Origin of the sequence: Xanthomonas euroxanthea (assembly GCF_900476395.1) — a bacterium.
GTDB classification, from domain to species: domain Bacteria; phylum Pseudomonadota; class Gammaproteobacteria; order Xanthomonadales; family Xanthomonadaceae; genus Xanthomonas; species Xanthomonas euroxanthea.
This window is the reverse complement of record NZ_UIHB01000003.1, coordinates 73,792-93,736: the sequence shown is the minus strand read 5'-3', so window position 1 is coordinate 93,736 and position 19,945 is coordinate 73,792. Positions and strand designations below refer to the sequence as shown.

Annotated in this window: 20 protein-coding genes; all 20 read right to left on the bottom strand. The window is 64.8% G+C overall.

Annotated elements, in window-relative coordinates; all coding sequences use genetic code 11:
• Window positions 1–126: 126 nt before the first annotated feature.
• A complete protein-coding gene (locus tag CPBF1521_RS12160) occupies window positions 127–1,650 on the bottom strand; it encodes an FkbM family methyltransferase (RefSeq protein WP_115677168.1) in 1,524 nt (507 codons plus the stop codon).
• Complete coding sequence (locus CPBF1521_RS12155; RefSeq protein ID WP_115677167.1) at window positions 1,647–2,270, bottom strand: LbetaH domain-containing protein; 624 nt, start codon at window positions 2,268–2,270, stop codon at window positions 1,647–1,649. Before CPBF1521_RS12155 ends, CPBF1521_RS12160 begins: the two co-directional genes overlap by 4 nt.
• The gene (locus tag CPBF1521_RS12150) at window positions 2,260–3,405 is read right to left on the bottom strand and encodes an aromatic ring-hydroxylating oxygenase subunit alpha (protein ID WP_115677166.1); all 1,146 of its coding nucleotides are present in this window, start codon (window positions 3,403–3,405) and stop codon (window positions 2,260–2,262) included. Before CPBF1521_RS12150 ends, CPBF1521_RS12155 begins: the two co-directional genes overlap by 11 nt.
• 13 nt (window positions 3,406–3,418) lie before the next feature.
• Entirely contained in the window at window positions 3,419–4,063 is a 645-nt protein-coding gene (locus CPBF1521_RS12145; protein WP_104582694.1) for a NeuD/PglB/VioB family sugar acetyltransferase, read from the bottom strand.
• The gene (locus tag CPBF1521_RS12140) at window positions 4,060–4,797 is read right to left on the bottom strand and encodes an SDR family NAD(P)-dependent oxidoreductase (RefSeq protein ID WP_104648701.1); all 738 of its coding nucleotides are present in this window, start codon (window positions 4,795–4,797) and stop codon (window positions 4,060–4,062) included. The genes CPBF1521_RS12145 and CPBF1521_RS12140 overlap by 4 nt, the downstream gene beginning before the upstream one ends.
• A complete protein-coding gene (locus CPBF1521_RS12135) occupies window positions 4,794–5,558 on the bottom strand; it encodes an SDR family NAD(P)-dependent oxidoreductase (RefSeq protein WP_104648702.1) in 765 nt (254 codons plus the stop codon). Before CPBF1521_RS12135 ends, CPBF1521_RS12140 begins: the two co-directional genes overlap by 4 nt.
• Complete coding sequence (locus CPBF1521_RS12130; protein WP_115677165.1) at window positions 5,555–6,595, bottom strand: ketoacyl-ACP synthase III; 1,041 nt, start codon at window positions 6,593–6,595, stop codon at window positions 5,555–5,557. The genes CPBF1521_RS12135 and CPBF1521_RS12130 overlap by 4 nt, the downstream gene beginning before the upstream one ends.
• 5 nt (window positions 6,596–6,600) lie before the next feature.
• Window positions 6,601–6,825, bottom strand: a complete 225-nt coding sequence (locus tag CPBF1521_RS12125) for an acyl carrier protein (protein ID WP_104582690.1) — start codon at window positions 6,823–6,825, stop codon at window positions 6,601–6,603.
• Between the two features lie 64 nt (window positions 6,826–6,889).
• The gene (locus CPBF1521_RS12120; protein ID WP_104582689.1) at window positions 6,890–7,999 is read right to left on the bottom strand and encodes a DegT/DnrJ/EryC1/StrS family aminotransferase; all 1,110 of its coding nucleotides are present in this window, start codon (window positions 7,997–7,999) and stop codon (window positions 6,890–6,892) included.
• A 118-nt stretch (window positions 8,000–8,117) separates the two neighbouring features.
• Entirely contained in the window at window positions 8,118–9,602 is a 1,485-nt protein-coding gene (locus CPBF1521_RS12115) for a sigma-54 dependent transcriptional regulator (RefSeq protein ID WP_104582688.1), read from the bottom strand.
• Window positions 9,599–9,979 (bottom strand): response regulator, encoded by a 381-nt coding sequence (locus CPBF1521_RS12110; RefSeq protein ID WP_104582687.1) that lies wholly within the window; start codon window positions 9,977–9,979, stop codon window positions 9,599–9,601. Before CPBF1521_RS12110 ends, CPBF1521_RS12115 begins: the two co-directional genes overlap by 4 nt.
• 8 nt (window positions 9,980–9,987) lie before the next feature.
• Window positions 9,988–11,388: an RNA polymerase factor sigma-54 gene (gene rpoN / locus CPBF1521_RS12105; RefSeq protein ID WP_115677164.1), complete on the bottom strand. Its 1,401-nt coding sequence runs from the start codon at window positions 11,386–11,388 to the stop codon at window positions 9,988–9,990.
• Window positions 11,389–11,612: 224 nt separating this feature from the next.
• Window positions 11,613–12,245 (bottom strand): response regulator transcription factor, encoded by a 633-nt coding sequence (locus CPBF1521_RS12100; RefSeq protein ID WP_003482986.1) that lies wholly within the window; start codon window positions 12,243–12,245, stop codon window positions 11,613–11,615.
• Window positions 12,246–12,314: 69 nt separating this feature from the next.
• A complete protein-coding gene (locus tag CPBF1521_RS12095; RefSeq protein WP_115677163.1) occupies window positions 12,315–12,881 on the bottom strand; it encodes a PilZ domain-containing protein in 567 nt (188 codons plus the stop codon).
• A complete protein-coding gene (locus tag CPBF1521_RS12090) occupies window positions 12,881–13,174 on the bottom strand; it encodes a hypothetical protein (RefSeq protein WP_115677197.1) in 294 nt (97 codons plus the stop codon). The genes CPBF1521_RS12095 and CPBF1521_RS12090 overlap by 1 nt, the downstream gene beginning before the upstream one ends.
• Window positions 13,175–13,182: 8 nt before the next feature.
• The gene (gene fliS / locus CPBF1521_RS12085; RefSeq protein WP_104537438.1) at window positions 13,183–13,596 is read right to left on the bottom strand and encodes a flagellar export chaperone FliS; all 414 of its coding nucleotides are present in this window, start codon (window positions 13,594–13,596) and stop codon (window positions 13,183–13,185) included.
• Between the two features lie 150 nt (window positions 13,597–13,746).
• Window positions 13,747–15,072 carry a flagellar filament capping protein FliD gene (gene fliD / locus CPBF1521_RS12080; RefSeq protein WP_104582684.1) on the bottom strand — a complete coding sequence of 442 codons (1,326 nt, stop codon included), beginning with the start codon at window positions 15,070–15,072 and terminating at the stop codon, window positions 13,747–13,749.
• A gap of 270 nt (window positions 15,073–15,342) precedes the next feature.
• Complete coding sequence (locus CPBF1521_RS12075) at window positions 15,343–16,542, bottom strand: flagellin (RefSeq protein ID WP_104648707.1); 1,200 nt, start codon at window positions 16,540–16,542, stop codon at window positions 15,343–15,345.
• A gap of 317 nt (window positions 16,543–16,859) precedes the next feature.
• Window positions 16,860–18,065 carry a flagellar hook-associated protein FlgL gene (gene flgL / locus CPBF1521_RS12070; RefSeq protein WP_115677162.1) on the bottom strand — a complete coding sequence of 402 codons (1,206 nt, stop codon included), beginning with the start codon at window positions 18,063–18,065 and terminating at the stop codon, window positions 16,860–16,862.
• Window positions 18,065–19,939: a flagellar hook-associated protein FlgK gene (flgK, locus tag CPBF1521_RS12065; RefSeq protein ID WP_104648709.1), complete on the bottom strand. Its 1,875-nt coding sequence runs from the start codon at window positions 19,937–19,939 to the stop codon at window positions 18,065–18,067. Before flgK ends, flgL begins: the two co-directional genes overlap by 1 nt.
• Between the last annotated feature and the right edge of the window lie 6 nt (window positions 19,940–19,945).

Below are 19,945 nucleotides of genomic sequence, written 5' to 3'. Positions count from 1 at the left end.
CGGGTGCGGCGTAGGCGGTCATCGTCGGACAAAGCGGGCCGTGCACATCGCGACGATTTTTTTCAAGCCCCCCGCGTTGCGGGCGTCAGTCATCGCTCCATCTCTCAAGTCGTGAGTTTCCCGGGCTTACTCCGCCCAGGGCGGCGGTGCGGCACCGGCCACGGGCGATGCATACAAAACGAGGTCGTAGTAGTGGCCGGGAGAGTGCTGGCGTAGACGGAAGTGATAGCCATCGACCAGTTTGTCCAGTTGCTCCACGATATCCAGCAGATCCTGGGCGTAGTGGTATACACAAATGGCCATGCGGGGGCGCTGGGTACGGATGAGGTGAGATGCGCCTTCCAGTGCCCTGGCCTCGAACCCTTCGATGTCCAACTTCAGTAGCGTCAGCTTTTCCAGCTCGTCGTCCAGGCGTGTCGTAGCCACGGAGATTCCGCCATTTGGCGATACATGGCTGGAAACGGTGCCGGTCTGCTCGAAGCGCAGCGTCGTATGTTCGTTGGAGATGGCTTTTTTTATGGCCCTGAAGTTGTGCGGGGGAAGGGGGAGGGCGCTGGCGATGCCCTCCAATTTCTGGAAGTTGATGCTATCGGGTTCAAAGGCGGTGATGCTTTCATAATGATGGCGGGATGCTTCTAGAAACTTGTGCACGATAGGGCCCTGGAAGGCACCGCCATCGCAGAAATGTTCACGCCGACCCAACTGGAATGTGCTGCTATCGGCGTATGTTGAAAAGTACTCGTTGATCGGTGTCGCCCAGCAATCCAACAGGAGGCTGGAGTTGTAGGTCAGGCGGAACAACAGGTTGCTGTAGAGGGTAAAGACGCTGAGATCGTCGTCCAGTCGATCGGCAAGACGCAGGAATTCGTCCAGGCGCGCAAGCGTCCGCTGACGGTATACCCGGGCAGGCTCGTATACGGCGGGCAGTCCACAGTGCGCAACGGCCAGGCAGGCATCCACCCTTTCAATGCCTGCTTGTTCGCAGAGCTTGCGGGCAAGGCCCGATTCTCCAGGGCTGTAGGAAAAATCGATGGCCAATGCCTGGGGATGCTGGGCCGCTTGTTCAATGAACTGGCGCGAGCTCCAACGCGGCACGCCATGAACGGTGTCGCTGTCGCTTGGCTGGTCGTCGACGGCGGCAATGACATGGCTGGAGCGCTGGACGATCTTTGGGCCATAAATCTCGCCAATGCCCGAGCGCGGATGGAGCAGAAAGAGGGGGCGTTGCTCGAAGCGTGGGATCAGCGGATCCAGGCAAGGCGCAATGCTCAGTTGCTCGATGCCCGCGCTGGTACAGAGGTCATTTGCAAACGCCCGACCGCGCGGGCTGCAAGAGAAATCGATAGCGATCGCATCGGCGTACTGCCCTGCCTTGGCAAGGAACTCCTGACTACTCCAGCGCGGTGCGCCGTGAATGCGGTCCAGGTGGATGCTTTGGTCATCAATCGCGGCAACCACATGGCGCAGGTCGGCAACGACGCTGGGGCCATGCACCACGCCAGCATAAGACTCGGGAGCGATGAGGAATGCAGGGCGGCCGGCAATCGCGGGCAGGCGCGCGATGACATCTTCGAGTACGGGGCGCTCCTGCTCCGCAATTTGGAGAATCTGTTGGCGAAGCTGCTCATTTCTTGAGCTCATGAACGTCATCTCTCGTAGGTGTGAATAGGGGCGTCGTAGCGGGCGTCGAAATAGGTCTTGGCAGGTACGTCCTCGCAGTAGACGCGCGGCCAGCCAAGTTCGCAGCTTCGTCCCACCTTGACGCCACCGCGCACGATGGCGCCGGTCCGCAGGATGCTATTGCCGCCGATCTCGACGCCCGCGCCGACGTGCACACCGTTCTCTATCCAGCATGACGATTTGACGCGGCATGCCGGTCCGAGGTGCGCGCCGGCATGGATGACGGTGTTGTAGTCGATCCTGCACCCGTGCCCGACGACGGCATGGGCACCCACGAATGCGTTGAGTCCGATGATCGTGTCAGCGCCGATGGCTGCGCTGGGGTGGATGAAGGGCTCCAGCTTGAAGCCACGTTCCATTGCTGCCTGCATCAGTTCCATGCGCTTGAAGTTGCCGAAGCGTTCGTCGAAAGCCACAAACATGGCCCCTTCGGTCGGATTCAGCCCATCCAGCACGCCAAGATCGAACTCGTGTCCCGCGTCTTGTGGCACGTCGACCCTGATGACCGTCTCGTCCTGCCGCGTCTGCTTCCAGGCATGAAAGGCCAGGTCGAGGTAGTCGCTGCTGCCGATGATCCACCTAGATTTCATGTTCGGTCTCCATCAGCGTCGTGTACCAGCGTTCGACCAGGCGATTCATGGATTCATAGGCTCCCTGGGTAGGTAGCGGAGCGTCTGTGTGCAAGGCCGCCTGCACCCGCTCCATGATGTCCACGTCTTCGCCTACCACCACCTTGCTGCCGTGCATCTGTGCCAGTAGCACTTGGCTGGAGGAACCGTAAGGCTGTTTCCTGCGTGCGCTAAACCAGTAGATTTCCAGGTCGGTCTGGTCCGGCGCGACGGGAATGTGGTGTTCCAGGGTGAAGGAATAGCCGCCGTTAGCACTGGCGATATGCAGGTTTGGGAAGGCAAGCCAATTGAAATAGGCGTCCTGCTTGCCCCAGCGTTCCACTTTCTCGTGCCAGCCGAAATGCTGAAGGCTGGGGATGGCGGCTTCCGGGCCGCCGAAACTGAAGCGGCGCATCTCACGCCTCAAGGCAGCGGGCGAGCTGTCTCGCAACGCTTCCATGGACTCCCTGGCTTGTTCCTCGTTTACCTCGGGAGTGAAGCTGACGCTCTTGGCCAGTGTCTTGGGGTGGACGAAGCGCGGGTGATTGGCATCGCGAAGATTTTCGTAAGCGAGTTTCCAGTTGTACCGGCCACGCCACGTGGTCACCATGACCTCGGTGTCATAGGCATTGGAACTGCTTTCCAGCAAGGCGATGAAGTCTGCCGAAAACTGCTCCTCGATCGGCATCGGGTCGGGATCGAGGTTGACGAACAGCAGGTTGCCCACCTCGCGCAGGGCGAACTCCCGCAATTTCAGGCCGCGTCTTTCTTCCTCGTCGAAGCCATACACAGCCGCGCATTCGGGGATGTTCTCAACCCGACCGTCTGCGTCGTACTTCCATGCATGGTAGGGACAGACCAACGGGCGCTTTCCCACCGCAGTGGTCTGCAGCAGCGCGCTGCGGTGCAGGCAGACGTTCTCGAACGCGCGCAGGCGGCCCTGGAAGTTCTGGATCAGCACCGGAATGCCAGCGACCCTGCGGGTGATGAAGCAGTTGTTGTCGGGCAGCAGCGTCTTCAGCCCGGCAAACAGCCAGGCCTTGCGAAAGATCTTGCGCTGTTCGCGGGCGAAGATGTCCGTCGACAGGTAGTAGCTGGGGTGCATTCGCGATCGCATCGGCGCGGCTTCCTCAGGAATCCTTGTGGTAGATGATCCGGGCCGGGTTGCCGAACACGCTGGCGCCGGCCGGCACGTCCTTGACCACGACCGCGCCGGCACCGACCACGGCGCCGACGCCAATGTGGATGCCGGGCAGGATGGTGGCGTGCGGGTGCACGATGGCACGCTCACCGATCCGCGCGCCGCCGCCGATGAAGGTCATCGCACCGATCTGCGCGTAGTCACCGACATGGACGTCGTGCCCAAGCATGGTGTTGGCATGCACATTGGCGAAGTCGCCCAGCCACACGTCGGGGCTGAGCTGCACGCGATGGCACAGGAAGCAGCCCTGGCCGATGCGCACGCGCGGGCTCAGGAATGCACCGGTGAGGACCGGAATGAATTGCGCGCCTTGCGCCAGCAGCGGCTGCGCATAGCGCTGGCGCGCATGCGGATCGCCGATCGCGCAGACGAAGCGCTCTTCGTCCCGCGGCTGGTACGCGAGCGGGCTGCCGACGATGGCCAGATCGCAGCCGTGACCGTCCAGCATCTGCGGGCGCGTGTCGAGGAAGCCCACCGGACGCCACTGCGTTCCACACGCCGGATCGCCCTGCATCTGCGCCAAGACCTCGCGACCCCATCCGCCGGCACCGATGATCAAGACCGGATGGGTCATAGGATCGAGCCGCCGTCCATGACCAGACTGGTCCCGGTGACCCAGCGGCTGGCGTCGGCCAGCAGGTAGATCGCGGCGTTGGCGACGTCCTGCGGCTCGCCCAGGCCCAGCGGATGCCGCGCCTTCTGCGCCTCGAGTTGGGCGGCGCCCCACATCGGCGTGACCACGGCCGAGGGGGAAATGCCGTTGACCCGGATCCTGCGCTTTGCCTGTTCGAGCGCCAGGCACTTGATGATGCCGATCAGGCCGGCCTTCATCGCCGAATACGGCCCCACGCCGCGCGTGCCAAGGTGCGCGGCAGTGGACAGCATGAACACGATCGAGCCCTGCGGGGCGATGGCGTTTGCCTGCAGCAGGCGCTGCGTCAGCATTACCGGAGCGAGGAAATTGACCGTGTACATCTCGGTCATCGCCGCCTCGGTCAGCTGCCGGATCGGGCAATGCTTCTGCATGCCTGCGCAGTGCACCACGCCATGCACCGCCGCGCCTGCCGAGACAACCAGCGCCTCGCGGTCGGCGGCGCTGGTCAGGTCGCCGAGCACGCCGACATGGCCCGTGCCCTGCAACTGCGCCCGGGTCTGCGCGAGGCGGTCCGTGTCGCGGCCGGCCAGGATGATGCGGGCGCCTCGCTGTGCGCAGGCAATGGCGATCTGCCGGCCGAGCCCCGACGACGCTCCCGTCACCAGGATCGTCTTGCCCTCGAGCGAGAACGCAGTGCGTGCCGGGGTAGTCATGCGTAGATATCCATCGGCACCGTGAGGCCGCCGTCCACCACGAAATAGGTACGCGTGATCCAGCGGCTCGCATCGGCCAGCAGGAACGTGGCGGCGTAAGCGACATCCTCCGGCTCGCCCATACCCAGCGGTGTCAGTTCGAACAGCCCTTCCATGTTGCCGCCGCTGCCCTGCAGGCCGTCCAGCAGCGGTGTGCGCACGTAGCCCGGGGCGATACAGTTGGCACGGATTCCGTTCTTGGCAACTTCCTGCGCCAGCGATCTCACCATGCCGAGCAGGGCACTCTTGCTGGCCGCGTACGCGCTGCTCGCCATTGGCCCGATGTGCGAAGCGACCGAAGCGACGAACACCAGCGAGCCGTTTGCGGCGATGCGCTTCTTTGCCAGCAGGCCGCGTGTCAGCAGCATCGGTGCGAACGTGTTGCTGGAGAAGATGGTGTCCAGATGCGCCCGGTTGACCAGGCGCAGCGGCACCAGCCGGGAGATCCCGGCCGCATGTGCCATCCCGTCCAACACGCCGACCTCGGCGACCAGACGGTCGATGTCCTCCTGCCGGTCCAGGTCTGCCGCGATTGCCATGTGCCCGTCGCCTGGCAACGCCTCCAGGGTCGACGTCAACCGCACACGGTCACGTCCGCTGATCACCAGCTGGGCACCCAGCTCGGCGCAGGAAATCGCGATCTGGCGGCCGATACCCGAGGAAGCGCCGGTGACGAGGATGCGTTTGCCGGCAAGCGCGAAGGGGTCGGGAGCAATGCTCACGATTCGATGAGATCTGGAAAAGTGGCCCCTTCGATGTCGAGCAGGCAGGTGCCCCACGACAGCCCGATGCCGAAGCCGCATAGCAGCACGCGCTTGCGCCCTGATTCCAGGTCCTTGTTGATGCGTGCGGTCATGGTCACCGGCAGCGAGGCGCCACTGGTATTGCCGAAGTCGCGCAACGTCGAGGGCACCTTTTCCACCGGCAGGCCGAGCTTCTTGCGGATGGTCTCATTGATCATGCGGTTGGCCTGGTGGAACACGAAATAGTCGATCTCCTCCTTGGACACGCCCGCATACTCAAGCAGCTTCTGCACTGCCGGCGGGATGCGCTGGGTGGAGAAGCTCAGCACTGCCACGCCGTCCAGGATCAGGTCCACGCCACGCTTCCAGGCACCATCCGCCTCGTCGCGGTACGGCACCAAGTGCTGGATGCCGACCGGTTCACGGTGGCCGCCCACCGGCAGGATGATCGCCCTGTAGCCGCTCCCATCGCTGTTGAGGTCGAAATGCATCGGCGGCGCGTCGGCGCTGAACTCCAGCGCGGTGGCGGTGCCGGAATCCGAGAAGATTGGATCTTCCAGCGTGGCACTGCGGTCACCGACCAGCAGCAGGCCCTTCTTGGCGCCGCCGGCGGCGATCATCGAGCCGAGCAGGTTGATGCCGAACGGGTAGGCCGAGCAGCCCAGGTTGACGTCGAAGGCAACCGTGGCGTGCGACAGCCCCAGCCGGTCCTGCAGGATGATCGCGGTGGCCGGGATCGGATAATCCGGCGACTGGGTCACCACGATCAACGCATCGATCTCTTCGCGCTTCCACTGCAGCTTTTCCAGCAGCACCTCGGTCGCATCGAAGGCCATGTCGGAAAAGCACTGCCACTCCGACGCCATGCGGCGCGTCTCGATGCCGATGTTGCGCACCAGCCGCTCGCGCTCGGAGCGGATCTGCGGCCGGCAATCGGTGAGATTGGACACGACCCGCTTCGGCACGCAGGTCGCCATGCCGGCGAAGCGGACGTTGTGCAGCGTGGAGGTCGGCATGCTGCTTACGCCTCGGTCAGTTTGTAGAGATCGCCGACGGTGACGGCGGCGGTCAGGTCCTCGCCGGTGATGGTCTTGCCGTACTCCATGTCGAACATCACGATCACGCCCAGTGCGGCCAGCGAATCCCATTCCGGGAGTTCGAGTAGCACGGTGTCGGCGGTGACCTCGACCGGCTCCTGGAAGTCGGTGGCGGCGATGAAGTTCTCGATAAACGTTGCCTGGGTCATGCGATCTCGCCTGGTTGCCTGTTGAAGATGCGGGAGTCTGAAAAAAGCGTGCAGCGGGTTGCCGTCATGTCGCCTGTTGCCTGGCGATCAGATCGGCAATGGTATCGACCTGGTCGCGGGTCAGGCCAGGAAAGATCGGCAGGCACAGTACCTGTGCGGCCACCGAGCGCGCGACCGGCAGCCGTGCCGGCGCCGAGGAGGGCAGGGCGCGATACATCGGAAAATCGCTGATCAACGGATAGAAATAGCGCCGTACCAGGATGCCGTGCTCGCGCATCAACTGATACAGCGCATCGCGCGACAACGGGTAGTCGTCCTGCACCAGGATCGGAAAGTACGCGTAGTTGGCACTGGCATGATCTGGCCGCGCCACGCAGCGCACGCCGCGGATATCGCTCAGGCGCTGCCGATACTGCGCGTCGATGGCGCTGCGCTGGGCGATGGCATGGTCGATGTGCTTGAGCTGCAGCAGGCCGAAGGCCGCGCTGATCTCATTCATCTTGCCGTTGATGCCGGGTGCCACCACCGTGGTCTCATCGACGAAGCCGAAATTCTTCAGATGCCCGATGCGCTGGTAGGTGCGTTCGTCTGGGCAGACGATGGCGCCACCTTCGAAGGTATTGAATACCTTGGTGGCGTGGAAGCTCAACGCGCTCAGGTCGCCGTGGCGCAGGATCGAGCCACCCTCGTCGCGCACCCCGAACGCATGCGCCGCGTCGTAGATCACCTTGAGGTTGTAGATGTCGGCGATGCGGGTGATGGCGGTGGTGTCGCAGGCAGTGCCGTAGCAGTGCACCGGCATGATGGCGGTGGTCTGGGGGGTGATGGCCGCCTCGATCTTGGACGGATCCATGTTGAGCGTCACCGGGTCGATATCCACGAACACCGGCGTGATGCCTTTCCACAACAGCGAATGCGCAGTGGCCACGAACGAGTAGGGCGTGGTGATCACCTCCCCCGTGATGCGCAGCGCCTGCAGGGCGGTGATCAACGCGGTGGTACCGTTGGTCAGCAGGGCCAGGTGCGGCACGCCCAGGTACTCGCACAACGCGCGTTCGAAGGCGCGATGCATGTCACCCCCATTGCTGACAATGCGGCTGTCCCAGATCTGCTCCAGGTAGGGCAGAAATTCTTCCAGCGGCGGCAGCAGCGGGCTGGTGACGGGGATGGGCATCAATGCCTCGGCAGGTGCTGGTGAATGTCGGGATTGCGCCGCAGCCGACGGCTGCGGACGGTGTGATCCTGCTGAAGCAAGTGCCGTGCCAGCAAGCGGGGCCAGGAATGCGCCCCGCTCAGTTCGCCAGCTCGGTCTGCTCGCGATCGATGCCGTACTTGCGCAGCTTTTCCACCAGCGTGGTGCGGCGCAGGCCGAGCAGCTGCGCTGCATGCGCCACCACGCCCTGGGTGCGTTCCAGCGCCTCGTTGATCAGCGCCAGCTCGATGTTGGCCATGTGGCCCCGCAGGTCGATGCCATCGTCGGGCAGGCTGGAGCTGGTCGCCGGCTCGGCATCGGCAGTCGCAGGCTGCAGGGTCACGACATTGCCCGGCAGCGCGACGGCTTCGACGGGGGCGGCAACCAGTGCCGGCTCCGGCACGGGCTCGACCGCAATGGCCGAGGCAAAATCACCGCGGTAGCGTGCCGGCAAGTCCTGCACGCGTACCAAACCGCCTGGATGCAGCACCGCCAGGCGCTCCACCAGATTGGTCAGCTCGCGTACGTTGCCCGGCCAGTCGTAGCTGCGCAGCGCCTGCAGGGCCTCGTCGGCAAAGCGCACTTCGCCGCGTCCGGTGCGTGCCAGTTGCCCGGCGATGGTCTGCACCAGCATGGCCAGGTCGTCGACGCGTTCGCGCAGCGCCGGCATCTCGATCGGGAACACGTTGAGGCGATAGAACAGGTCCTCGCGGAACTGGCCGTCGCTGATGCGGGTTTCCAGGTTGCGGTGGGTCGCGGCGATCACGCGCACGTTGCAACGGATGGTCTGGCCCCCGCCGACGCGCTCGAAGCTGCGCTCCTGCAGCACGCGCAGCAGCTTGACCTGCATCGGCAGGCTCATGTCGCCGATCTCGTCCAGCAGCAGGGTGCCGCCCTCGGCCATTTCGAAGCGGCCCTTGCGGGTGCTCAGCGCGCCGGTGAAGGCGCCTTTTTCGTGGCCGAACAGCTCGCTTTCCAGCAGATCCGGCGGGATCGCACCGCAGTTGATCGCCACGAACGGTCCGTCGCGCCGTGGCGAATGCTGGTGGATGGCGCGTGCCACGACCTCCTTGCCGGTCCCCGATTCGCCCAGCACCAGCACCGTGGTGTCGAAGGCGGCCACCTGGTCGATCAGGCGGCGCAAGCGGGTCACCGCCTCGCTGTTGCCGGTTGGGCCGGTGTCCTGCTGCACGCCGGCCTGGTGCTCGGCATCCAGGCGCTTGAGGCTGGCACGGCGCAGCAAGGCTTCCAGCTGTGTATGCCGCAGCGGCGTGTCCAGCGTCCAGACATTGGCTTCGTGCAGGCCGTGGGCCTGCGCAAACGCGCTCGGGCTGCCTTCCATCAGCAACACCGGTGGCGGCAGCTTGGCATCGGCCAGCCAGTCGAAGAACTTGTCGGCCTGTGCGGCATCCTGCGCCGAGCCCACCATCACCGCCATCCACTCGTCATGGCGATGGCGGCCAGGATTGATGTCGGCGCCGTCGGTGACCCAGCGTGGATTGAAGTCCATGAACTCGAGCAACGAGACGGTGCGCTCGGCGCGCACGGCATCGCTGTCGATCAACAGAATGCGGGACTCACTCATTCCTGGCTCCTTACCGTCAGGCCCTCCAGGATTGGCATGACTTCCTGGATATAGGACAGCTTGCTAACAAAATTGTCAGCACCCGCGCGAAGAGCGTGTTCACGATGCTCTGCATCGTCGAAGTGGCTCGCGATGACAATATACGGCGGATCGTCCTGCGTCTTGATCAGACGCGTTGCCTGCAGCCCGCCCATCTCCGGCATGGCCAGGTCCATCAGCACGACATTGGGGCGCAGCGACTCAGAGCGCTCGATCGCTTCCAGTCCATTGGCGGCACTGCCCACGATATCGAGCCACTCCACTTTGCGAAAATGACGCATCGCAGCGTTGATGAAGCCCTCGTGGTCGTCGACCAGCAGCACGGTGAGTTTGCTCATAGTAATCCTTATCCTGCCCGGGCAAGCGGCGGTTTGTTGGTGCGGCGGCGCTCGCGTGCCGGGGCGATGTCGAGTTGTTCGCGGTACTTGGCCACAGTGCGACGGGCAATGTTAACGCCCTGGCGCGACAACAGCCCGGCGATGGCTTCGTCGGCCAGCGGCCGGCCGGCCGGCTCGCTTTCGATCAGCCGGCGCACCATCGCCTTGACCGCCTGACCGGAAACGCTGGCGCCTTCCAGGCGCACCGCAAAGAAGTGCTTGAGCTCGAAGGTGCCGCGCGGGGTCTGGATGTATTTGCCGGTGGTAATGCGCGAAATCGTCGATTCGTGCATGCCGATCTCATCGGCGATTTCCTTCAGCGTCAGCGGTGCCATCGCTTCCTCACCGCGCACCAGGAACGTGGCTTGGCGCTCGACGATGGCGCGCGTGGCACGCAGCAGGGTCTCGTAGCGCATCGACAGCCCGCGGGTCAGCCAGCGCGCTTCCTGCAGCATGTCGCGCAGCGGCTGGGTGGCGTCGCCGGCCTCGGCCAGTGCACGCTCATGCACGGGGTTGATGCTCACCCGATGGGTTGTGGCCGGGTTCAATGCCACCCGCCAGCTGCCGTCGGCATGCCAGGCGAGCACGTCCGGAATCACGCTGGCGTTGCTTTCCTGCAGCAGGTCATCGCCGGGGCGCGGTTGCAGCGACAGGATCAGCCGGACCGCCTCGCGTGCATCGTCCACTTCGGCATCGTGCGCGCGCGCCAGCAGCGGATAGTCGTGGCTGGCCAGCAGGTCCAGGTCGCCGGCAAGGATGCGCGCGGCCAGATGACGCGCCGGCACGCGGCCGGGCAGGGCGCCCAGCTGGGCCTGCAGGCACTCGCGCAGGTCGCAGGCGGCCAGGCCGGCCGGGTCGCCGTGCAGCAGGCGCTGACGGACCGCTTCCACTGCCTGCACGGTCATACCAAGACGGGTCGCGCCGAGCTGCTGCAGCGTCGCCAGGGCCTCGGTCAGATAGCCGGCGTCGTCGGTCTGCTCCAGCCAGAACGCGGCGGCCCCCAATGCGGCCTCGTCCAGGTCCAGTGCCAGCTCGCGCAGGATGCGCACGTGCGGGTCGGTGGATTCGCCGGCTGCCACGCGCTGCATGCGGTCGTCGTCGCCATCGTTCCAGCTGCTGCTCGGCACGTCCCACATCGTGCTTTCCGGCAGTTCGTCGAAGGCGGCGACGTCGGAGGCGCCATCGTCGCTGCTCGCGACGGCGTCGCTGTCGGCCAGCTCTTCCAGCTCCAGCAGTGGATTGGTTTCCAGCGCGCGACGGATTTCCAGTTCCAACTGCATGCCGTCCAACTGCAACAGACGGATCGACTGCAGCAACTGCGGGGTCAGGTGCAGTTGCTGGCCAAGCTGGGCGGAAATGGTCGTCTTCATCGAAGCGCTTCCGGAAGGCGCCGCACGTGGCAGCGATGGAACGCATCTTGCAGGACAAGGCGACGGGTTTCTAATCAGGGAATCGCGTGAGGCAATTCGTGATTTTCCTGACAGCGCGTGGGGAATTCCCTGACGTACAAGACGGACCCAAGCGTGCTCGCCGGAATCCCGTCACTGTTTTGGTCGCTGGCGGCCGCCTCCGGTCATCGCCCGGCGGCCGGCCCTCAGACCAGTTCGTTGTGATGCTTGGCCGCCAGCAACACCAGATCGTTGGCACGCCGGCAACCGAGCGATTCCATCATGCGCGCGCGGTGGGTCTCCACCGTCTTGACGCTGATGCCGAGGTCGGCGGCGATTTCCTTGTTGCTCTGGCCGCGGCCGATCTCGCGCAGGATCTCGCGCTGGCGCGGCGACAAGGCGGCAATGCCGACCGGTTTTTCGCGGCCCAGCATCGGCGCGATCATCTTGGACGAAATCTGCGGGCTCAGGAACACTTGGCCGGCCGCTGCTGCACGCAGTGCCAGCTCCAGCTCCAGCGGCGCGGCATCCTTGACCACGAAGCCGACCGCGCCGCGATCCAGCGCATCGCGCACGTGCACCGGGTCGTCGTGCATCGACATCATCACCACGTGCGTACGCGGCGCAGCGCGCAACACATCGGTCATGGCATCCAGGCCGCTGCGGCCGGGCAGGGACAGATCCATCAACACCAGATCAGGCCGGTGCAGGGATGTCATGTCCAGGGCTTGCTGTGCGTTGCTGGCCTCACCCACGACATCGATGCCGGCGAAGGTTTGCAGCAGCCTGGACAAGCCGGCACGGACAAGGGTGTGATCGTCGACGATGATGACTCGCACGGCGCAGAAGAGACCTTTTTCAGTAAAGGGCACCTTAGCCGACCCGGCGCCCCGCGCCAACAGGTGGTATCAGCGCTGGCGGCGGGCGTCGGCGATCTGACGGCGATGCAGACGGAACAGATGACGTTCCAGCGCCTCCTGCAAGCCTGGCGAAAGCGGCGCAAACCGCAGCCAAAGCCAATGGTCGTGACCATCACTTGCGCTTGCCAGGACCTCGGCAGGAAGCTGTACCAGTTCAGGAAGCCAGTCGGACGGTTGCAGGCAAACACTCCCCAACGTGCCCGGCGGATGGCTGCTTGCGCAGCTCAGGCGGATTCCGCGCACCGACCACTGCACGTTCGCCTGGATCAGTCCGCTGTCGCCCTGCTGCACCAGACGGCCGATCAGGGCCAGCATCAGGTCGAGCTTGGCGTCCATGCGCTGCACCAGCAGCGGCAGCTCGCCACGGTCTTCGCTGGTGTCTTCGCTGCGCAGGTCTTCCACCTGGCCCAGGCTGCGCAGCAGGGTTTCCGCAGCGCCGTGCGGGCCGGCATCGCTGCCGGCGCGGAAGCCGGCCGGCAGACGCACTTCGCAGCTGAGCGTGTCGGCGAACAGCGCGGCATCGGCCGATGGCGCGAGTGTGCCGAGCGGGGGCATCAGATCCGCCCGACCCGGGCGTAGGCGCGGCTGGCCGAGGAGGACGTCCGCTGCGCGCGGATCAGGTCCAGCAACTTGCGTCGGCGCTCGAGCATCATCCGCATCAGATCCTGCTGCATGGCCTGCAGCGCCTGCAGTGCTTCGCGGTCCTGGTCTAGGTCCGCCTGTTGCGCGTACTCGCGCAGGTGCAGATCGTGGGTGTCCAGCATGAACGGCATCACCTCGAATTCCTCCTGCGCCATGGCCAGGCGGATGTCGGCGATTTCGGCCTGAAGGCTCTGCGCGCTATGCATGGTCTGGCTCACGAAACGGCAGAAAGGCCGCGTTGATCGAGGGGGATGGAATTCCACGCCGAGTCGATTTCGCTGAGCAACTCCAGCGCTTCGGTCAACGCGGTTTCGTCGTTGTGCAGGTTGGCGGCAGTCAGCCGCTGCATCACGTAGTCGTAGAGCGCCGACAGGTTACCAGCGATCTCGCCACCGGCTTCGTGATCGAGCGAACCGTTCAAGTGACCGACGATCGCGCAGGCTTCGCCGATGGCCTTGCCCTTGCGCGCCTGGTCGCCCTGCGCCAGGCAGGCCTGGGCCAGGCGGATGCGCTGGCAGGCGCCGGCGAACAGCAGCGACACCAGCTTGTGCGGGTCGGCTTCGGTCACGCTGGTGGACACGCCGACCTTGCGGTATTGCTCGGCATACTGACGATTGGAACCGTACATGGATGACTCCTCAATGGGCTGACCTTCGCGGGTCCCGGAGCGCTGCGCTCGGGCGACGACGCTCCTGCCGGAAGGCAAGGCCGATATCACGATAGGCCCTTCTTGTATCGGCAAGACCATTGCGGGACTTGAGGATCGTGATCACGAAAATCAGCCTGTCAGCAGGCTGCTGAGCGAACTGGTGCTGCTCTGCAGCTTGCTGATCATGGTTTCCATCGCGGTGAACTGCGCGGTGTAGCGATCGCTGAGCTTGGTCATGCGCGCGTCGAGGTCGTCCAGGTCAGACTCGTAGCCCTTGATCTGCTTGTTCAGGCTGTCCGAGCGCATGGTCAGGGTGCCGTCGTTGGCGTTGACGTTGCTGTCGAGCAGCTTGGTCATGGCCGAGCCGAACTTGCTGTCCTTGCCGAACACCTCGGCGGCGGCACCACCGTCCTCGGCGATGGCGGTATCGAACTTGCCGCCATCGAAGCTCATCACGCCATCCTTGTCGATGGTCAGGCCGAGCCCCTTGAGTTCGATGAGGTTGCCGCTGACCTGGCCGCGCAGCTGCTGCTGCAGGCCGCGCACCAGCGAGTCGCCGGTGAGTGCCGCGGCCGTCTTGGTGGTGGCGTCGTAGGCGCTGCTCTTGGCCAGCAAGGTGTTGGCGGTGTTGTAGGCGGCGGCGTACGCAGTCAGATTGGCCTTGAGGCTGCTGGTGTCGGCCGCAACGCCCAACGTGACCTTGGTGCCTTCGGCGGCCTTGGTGAGGTTGAGCACCACCCCCGGCACGATGTCGGTGACGGTGTTGGAGCTGGAGGTGCGTTCGAAGCCGTCCACGCGCACCAACGCATCGGTTGCGGCCACGGACTGGGTCAGGCCGCCGCTGACGCCGGGGCCGTAGGTGAGGCTGCTCAGGCTCGGGTCGCTGGCACTGACGGTCAGCGCGCCCTTGGTCCCGGAGTCGACCGCGTTGAACACCAGGTGCTGGCCGTCGTTGGCGGTCACCACGCTGGCGTTGACGCCCTTGCCGCCGGCCGCCTTGTTGATGGCCGCAGCGATGTCGGTGAGCTTGTCGGTGCCGCTGATGTCAACGGTGATCTTCTTGTCGCCATACCCGATCGTCAGCGTGCCGCTGCCGACAGTGGCATCGGCGACGAACGCGCCGGAGGCGAGCTTCTGCGCGCTGGCGAGCGAGACCACTTCCACCGAGTAGTTGCCCGGCGCGGCCGAGCTGGTGGTGGTGGCGGTGAAGCCGGCATCGGTGGGCACCGTTGCCTTGTAGGCATTGGTGTCGGCGCTGCTGATGACCTTGTCCAGCGCAGACTTGAGCGTGGTCATGCTGCTCTTGATCTGGCTGATCGCCGACAGCTGCGTCGTCGCAGCGGCTCCGGCCTTGTTGATGCGCGCCTGCTCCGGGTCTTTCTGCCGGGAAACCAGGGTGGACACCACGGTGGGGATGTCCAGACCGGAGCCGGAAGTGCTGATCACCGATGCCATGTTGCATTCCTCGTCTGGGCGTCCAAGCAAGGATGGACGCATGGGATTACGAGACGGGTATCGGCCGCCTCGGCGAGGACTTTAGCGGCGGCGAGCCCGTCTCGCTCACGAGGTTGGGTGATGCAATTTCCATGCCGACGATGCGTCAAGAAACCCGCGCCAGAAACCCGTGCTGCGCGATCGTGTCGAATCCCTGCGGCTGTAAATATCTGCGACCACAAAAAAGCCCCTCCGGAGAGGGGCTTTGGACCTGCTGCGACGCGCTGCCGGTTACTGCAGCAGGCTCAGCACGTTCTGCGGAACCGACTTGGCCTGGGCCAGCATCGCGGTACCGGCCTGCTGCAGGATCTGCGTGCGGGTCAGCTCGGCGGTTTCCTTGGCGTAGTCGGTGTCGCGGATACGGCTACGCGAGGCCGACAGGTTTTCCGAGGTTGCGCTCAGGTTGGCGATGGTGGAGGTGAAGCGGTTCTGCACCGCACCCATGTCGGCGCGCGAGGAGTTGACCGCGGTCAGCGCCTTGTCGACGATTTCCAGGGCCTTCTGTGCGCCGGAGAACGTGGAGATGTCCAGGGTGCTCAGGGTCGAAGCGGTGGAGCCGGAAGCGGCCGAGGCGGTGGTGATGCCGGCGCCGACGGTGATGCCTGCGGCGCTGGAGGTACCGGCGGTCAGCGAGGTGAAGTCCTGGCCAGCCTTCAGCGATTCGATCTGCACCGTACCGTCGGTCTTGATCGAGGCGTACATGCCGGTCTGGTCGAGCTTGTCGTTGATCGCGGCAGCCACCTTCTTGTTGACGTCGGCAGCGCTCTCGCCGACGCCGACCTTGACGTCCGCGATGGTGACGCTCTTGGCCGCACCGCTGGCGTCCTTGAACGACAGGCTCATGCCGCTGATCGAGCCGGAGGCGGTGGAGGTGCCGCTCACGCCAGCGCCGGAAACGGCGGCAGCGAAGTTGGCCTTGCCCAGCGAATCGACGTTGGCGTCGACGATGCTGTTGATGCCGATGGTCTGGCCGGCGTCGGCGCCGACCTGGAACAGCGCGCCGGAGAAGTCGCCGTTCAACAGCTTGGTGCCGTTGAAGTTGGTCTGGTTGGCGACGCGGTCGATTTCGGCGGTGAGCTGCTTGACTTCGGAGTTCAGCGCGTCACGGTCGGTCGGCGAGTTGGTGGCGTTGGACGACTGCACCGACAGCTCGCGGATACGCTGCAGGTTGCTGCCGATTTCGACCATCGCGCCTTCGGCGGTCTGGGCCAGCGAGATACCGTCGTTGGCGTTGCGCGAGGCAACGTCCAGGCCGCGGATCTGCGTGGTGAAGCGCTCGGAGATCGCCAGACCTGCGGCGTCGTCCTTGGCGCTGTTGATGCGCAGACCCGAGGACAGACGCTGGATGCTCGTCGACATGCTCGCGCTGCTGGTGTTGAGGTTACGCTGAGCGTTCAGCGACATTACGTTGGTGTTGATTACCTGTGCCATTTTGATTTCTCCTAAGCGATTTTTCCGGCAAGGGGGACTTGCCCGGAGCCTCCGCAGGGGGGCCATCAAGTTGGCCGTTGCCGCTGCTGAGATGAATAACGGCGTTGCGTCGGGAACCTTTAGCGAAATCCAGTGTTTTTTTGCTGTCTTTCTGCTGCAGGACGAAATACGGAAGCGTTGTGTAGCAAGGGGTTTGGTTTATTCGGCAGCACCCCGTCGATCTTTAGCGTTGGTATAACTTTTGACGAATAAACTCCGTCGGCCTGCGCAGGTGCGCGCGCGCAGGCGTGCAGAAAATGTGGGTTTTCTGCGGAAAATCAGCGGATCAGGTTAAACAACGACGACGACTGCATCTGCTGAAAAATCGTTTGGGCGGCCTGCAACGAGGCCTTCTCCAGTTCGTATTGCCCGAGCGCCGAGGCGAAATCCAGGTCGCGGATCGACGACAGGGTGGTCTTGAGGGTGACCTCGTTGGATTCGAGCAGCGAGTTGGCGTTATCGATCGCCGACAGCTGCGCGCCGCCGGAGGCGCGCGCATCGATCATCTTCGACGAGGCCTGTGCGATGTCGCGCATCGACGACTGCAGCGTGTTGATCATCGCCGCCTTCTGCGGCGGGGTCTGGGTGTCGGAATTGAGCGCGCCGACCAGGTCGTCGATGGTGGAGAACACGTCCTTGGTGGTGGAGGCGCCGATCTGGAAACTGTCGCCCACCGCCGGTGCACCGCTGATGCGCATGCGCACGCCGGCCGCGTTGATGTCTTCGCCATCCTTGTAGGTGCCGGTCCCGACCACCGTATTGGTGCTGTCGCGCACCTCGTAGGTGTCTGCGGCGGTGAACTGCACGCTGTAGCTGCCGCCGTTCCAGCTGCCGGTGCTGGCATCACGGCTGAAATCCAGCAGCAGGCCGGTGCCGGTATTGGCGTTGTCGGGGTGTGCATCCACGGTGCCGTCGCCGGTGCGGATACGCATGAAGATTTCGCTGCCGGGCAGGGTGTCGCTGACAAAGGTGTCCGGCGCCACCTCGACCTGTTTCTGGGTCTGGTCGCCGTTGTAGGTGACGCCGCCATTGCTCTTGATGAACGGTGCGCTGCCATCGGCGCTGCCGCCGAACAGATAGCGCCCGGTGCCGTCGGTGCTGTTGGCCAGGCTGACCATGCTGTCGCGCAGCGCGGTCAGTTCCGAGGCGATCGCCTTGCGGTCGTCGGGGCTGAGCGAGGAATTGTTGGCCTGCACCGCCAATTCGGTGACGCGCGCCATTTTGTCGCCGGCCTGCGACAGGGCGTTTTCCTGCAGGCCGAGCCGGTTCTGCACGTTGTTGGCGTTCTCGCCAAAGCGCGTGATCGCCGCCAGCGCGCGATCCAGGCCGACCGCGGTGCCGGCGGCGACCGGGTCGTCCTTGGCGGTGACCAGGCGCTGCCCGCTGGCGAGCTGGGCCTGGATCTGGCTCAGCCGGGACTGCTTGGCCGTCATCGACGACACCGACTGGCTGTACATCATGCTGGTGGAGATACGGTCGGTCATCAGCGTACGGCGCCCAGGATGGCTTGGAAGATGGTGTCGGCGGTGGAAATCATCTGTGCGGCGGCCTGGTAGGCCTGCTGCAGCTTCAGCATGTTGGCGGCTTCCTCATCGAGGTTGACGCCGGAAATCGAGTCGCGGCTGGCCTGCGCCTGGTCGTTGATGACCTTCTGCGCATCCGAGGCGTAGCTGGCCGCGCGCGCAGCCGAGCCGACCGAGGTGGTCAGGCCCGACAGCGCGCCGTTGAGCGTGACCGTGCCGCCGCTGAGCGCCTTGGCGTCGTCGATCTTGGCCAGCAGCTTGACGTTGCCGTTGTCGCTGGAACCGGCGCCGGTGGGGCCGACCCCGAAGGTGTCGCCGGCCTTGGGCGCGCCGTCCAGCGCAAAGCTCCAGCCATTGGCGCTGATGGTCTGGCCGGCGGTGTAGGCGAACGGGCCGCTGCCATCGATGGTGTACTGGTTGGCGTCGATGAACTCCACCGAGGCCGGGGTCAGCAGCGCCGGGTTCTGCGCGTTGGTGACCTTGACGTCGCTGATCTTGCCGGTGCCCAGGTTGGCGAGCGTGGCGGTCGCCTTGACCGGGGTGGCCGCGGCAATCCGCGAGGGGTCGGTGATGGCCACCGACAGGCTGCCGGCCAACCCTGCGGTGGGCTGCAGCAGGAACTTGTCGCCGTTGGCCGGCGTGCCGCCCACCACCAGGCTGACGCCGTTGAGCACCAGCGGATTGGCCGGGGTGCCGGCGCCGCTGATCGGCACCGCCGACCCGGTGCTGGCGTTGGTGGCCTTCCACGCAGTGCCGTCGAAGCTGAGCGTGACGTTCTGCCCATCCACCGCCGACATGTTGCTGAAGCTGGCGCTCAGCGACGCGCTGCCGGTATTGCTGGGATTGGCGGCAGTGGTGGGCGTGCCGATGTTGAAGAAGTTGCCGCCCATCGCGCCGTACAGGTCCATGCCTTGCGCGTGACCGGCGTTGAAGGTGCTGGCCATGCCCACGGCCAGGCGACCGAGTTCGGCCTGGGTCGGTTCCAGCACGCTGGTCCGGAACTCCAGCAGGCCGCCGATCTGCCCGCCCAGCGAGCTGGTGCTGAGGCTGACATTCTGGCCCTGGGTCTGCATCGCCACCTGCAGCTTGGTCGGCTGATACGGGTCGGCGACGGTGGTCAGCTTGGACGAGGTGGTTCCCACCACCAGGGCCTGGCCGCCGGCGGTGAAAACATTCATGAAGCCGCCGTCCTGCATCACCGCGGTGCCGCCGGTGTAGCCGACCAGCTTGGACACCAGCGCGTCGCGCTGGTCGAGCATGTCGGGCGAGGCGCTGTCGATGCTGCTACCGATGGTGCCGTTGATCTTGGCGATCTGCTGGGTCAGGCGATTGACTTCGTCCACCGAGGAGGTCAGGCCGCTGTTGACCTCGTTGCTGAGGCTGTCCATCTGCCCGTTGAGCTGCTTGAAACGCGTGGCCAGCGAGTTGCCGCTGTCGAGCATGCTCTGCCGCTCGGCCGTGGACGAGGCATTGGACGACACCGCGCTGGTGGAATCGAAGAAGTTCGACCACAGCCCGGCCACATTGGTGGCGGTGTTGGAGTACAGGCTGTCGACGCGGTTGGACAGCGAGGACAGCTGCTGCAGCCGCGAGAGCTCGCCGCCGCTGTCGAGCAGGCGCGAGGTGGCCAGCTGGTCGGCCACCCGGCTGACGTCGGTGATCTTGGCGCCATTGCCCACGAACGCGTAGCCCATGTCGGTAGGCGTGCGCGTTGCAAATTCCACACGTTGGCGGCTGTAGCCTTCGGTATTGATGTTGGCGACGTTATGGCTAACGGTCGACAACGCCCGTTGGAAGGCGATCAGCGCACTGGTCCCGGTGGACATGATGGACATGGGCGT

Excerpts from the sequence above, each read along its gene's own strand:
- CPBF1521_RS12160 (WP_115677168.1), bottom strand. The coding sequence starts at position 1,650 with ATGACGTTCATGAGCTCAAGAAATGAGCAGCTTCGCCAACAGATTCTC.
- CPBF1521_RS12155 (WP_115677167.1), bottom strand. The coding sequence starts at position 2,270 with ATGAAATCTAGGTGGATCATCGGCAGCAGCGACTACCTCGACCTGGCC.
- CPBF1521_RS12150 (WP_115677166.1), bottom strand. The coding sequence starts at position 3,405 with ATGCGATCGCGAATGCACCCCAGCTACTACCTGTCGACGGACATCTTC.
- CPBF1521_RS12145 (WP_104582694.1), bottom strand. The coding sequence starts at position 4,063 with ATGACCCATCCGGTCTTGATCATCGGTGCCGGCGGATGGGGTCGCGAG.
- CPBF1521_RS12140 (WP_104648701.1), bottom strand. The coding sequence starts at position 4,797 with ATGACTACCCCGGCACGCACTGCGTTCTCGCTCGAGGGCAAGACGATC.
- CPBF1521_RS12130 (WP_115677165.1), bottom strand. The coding sequence starts at position 6,595 with ATGCCGACCTCCACGCTGCACAACGTCCGCTTCGCCGGCATGGCGACC.
- CPBF1521_RS12125 (WP_104582690.1), bottom strand. The coding sequence starts at position 6,825 with ATGACCCAGGCAACGTTTATCGAGAACTTCATCGCCGCCACCGACTTC.
- CPBF1521_RS12120 (WP_104582689.1), bottom strand. The coding sequence starts at position 7,999 with ATGCCCATCCCCGTCACCAGCCCGCTGCTGCCGCCGCTGGAAGAATTT.
- CPBF1521_RS12115 (WP_104582688.1), bottom strand. The coding sequence starts at position 9,602 with ATGAGTGAGTCCCGCATTCTGTTGATCGACAGCGATGCCGTGCGCGCC.
- CPBF1521_RS12110 (WP_104582687.1), bottom strand. The coding sequence starts at position 9,979 with ATGAGCAAACTCACCGTGCTGCTGGTCGACGACCACGAGGGCTTCATC.
- rpoN (WP_115677164.1), bottom strand. The coding sequence starts at position 11,388 with ATGAAGACGACCATTTCCGCCCAGCTTGGCCAGCAACTGCACCTGACC.
- CPBF1521_RS12095 (WP_115677163.1), bottom strand. The coding sequence starts at position 12,881 with ATGCCCCCGCTCGGCACACTCGCGCCATCGGCCGATGCCGCGCTGTTC.
- CPBF1521_RS12090 (WP_115677197.1), bottom strand. The coding sequence starts at position 13,174 with ATGCATAGCGCGCAGAGCCTTCAGGCCGAAATCGCCGACATCCGCCTG.
- fliS (WP_104537438.1), bottom strand. The coding sequence starts at position 13,596 with ATGTACGGTTCCAATCGTCAGTATGCCGAGCAATACCGCAAGGTCGGC.
- fliD (WP_104582684.1), bottom strand. The coding sequence starts at position 15,072 with ATGGCATCGGTGATCAGCACTTCCGGCTCCGGTCTGGACATCCCCACC.
- CPBF1521_RS12075 (WP_104648707.1), bottom strand. The coding sequence starts at position 16,542 with ATGGCACAGGTAATCAACACCAACGTAATGTCGCTGAACGCTCAGCGT.
- flgL (WP_115677162.1), bottom strand. The coding sequence starts at position 18,065 with ATGACCGACCGTATCTCCACCAGCATGATGTACAGCCAGTCGGTGTCG.
- flgK (WP_104648709.1), bottom strand. The coding sequence starts at position 19,939 with ATGTCCATCATGTCCACCGGGACCAGTGCGCTGATCGCCTTCCAACGG.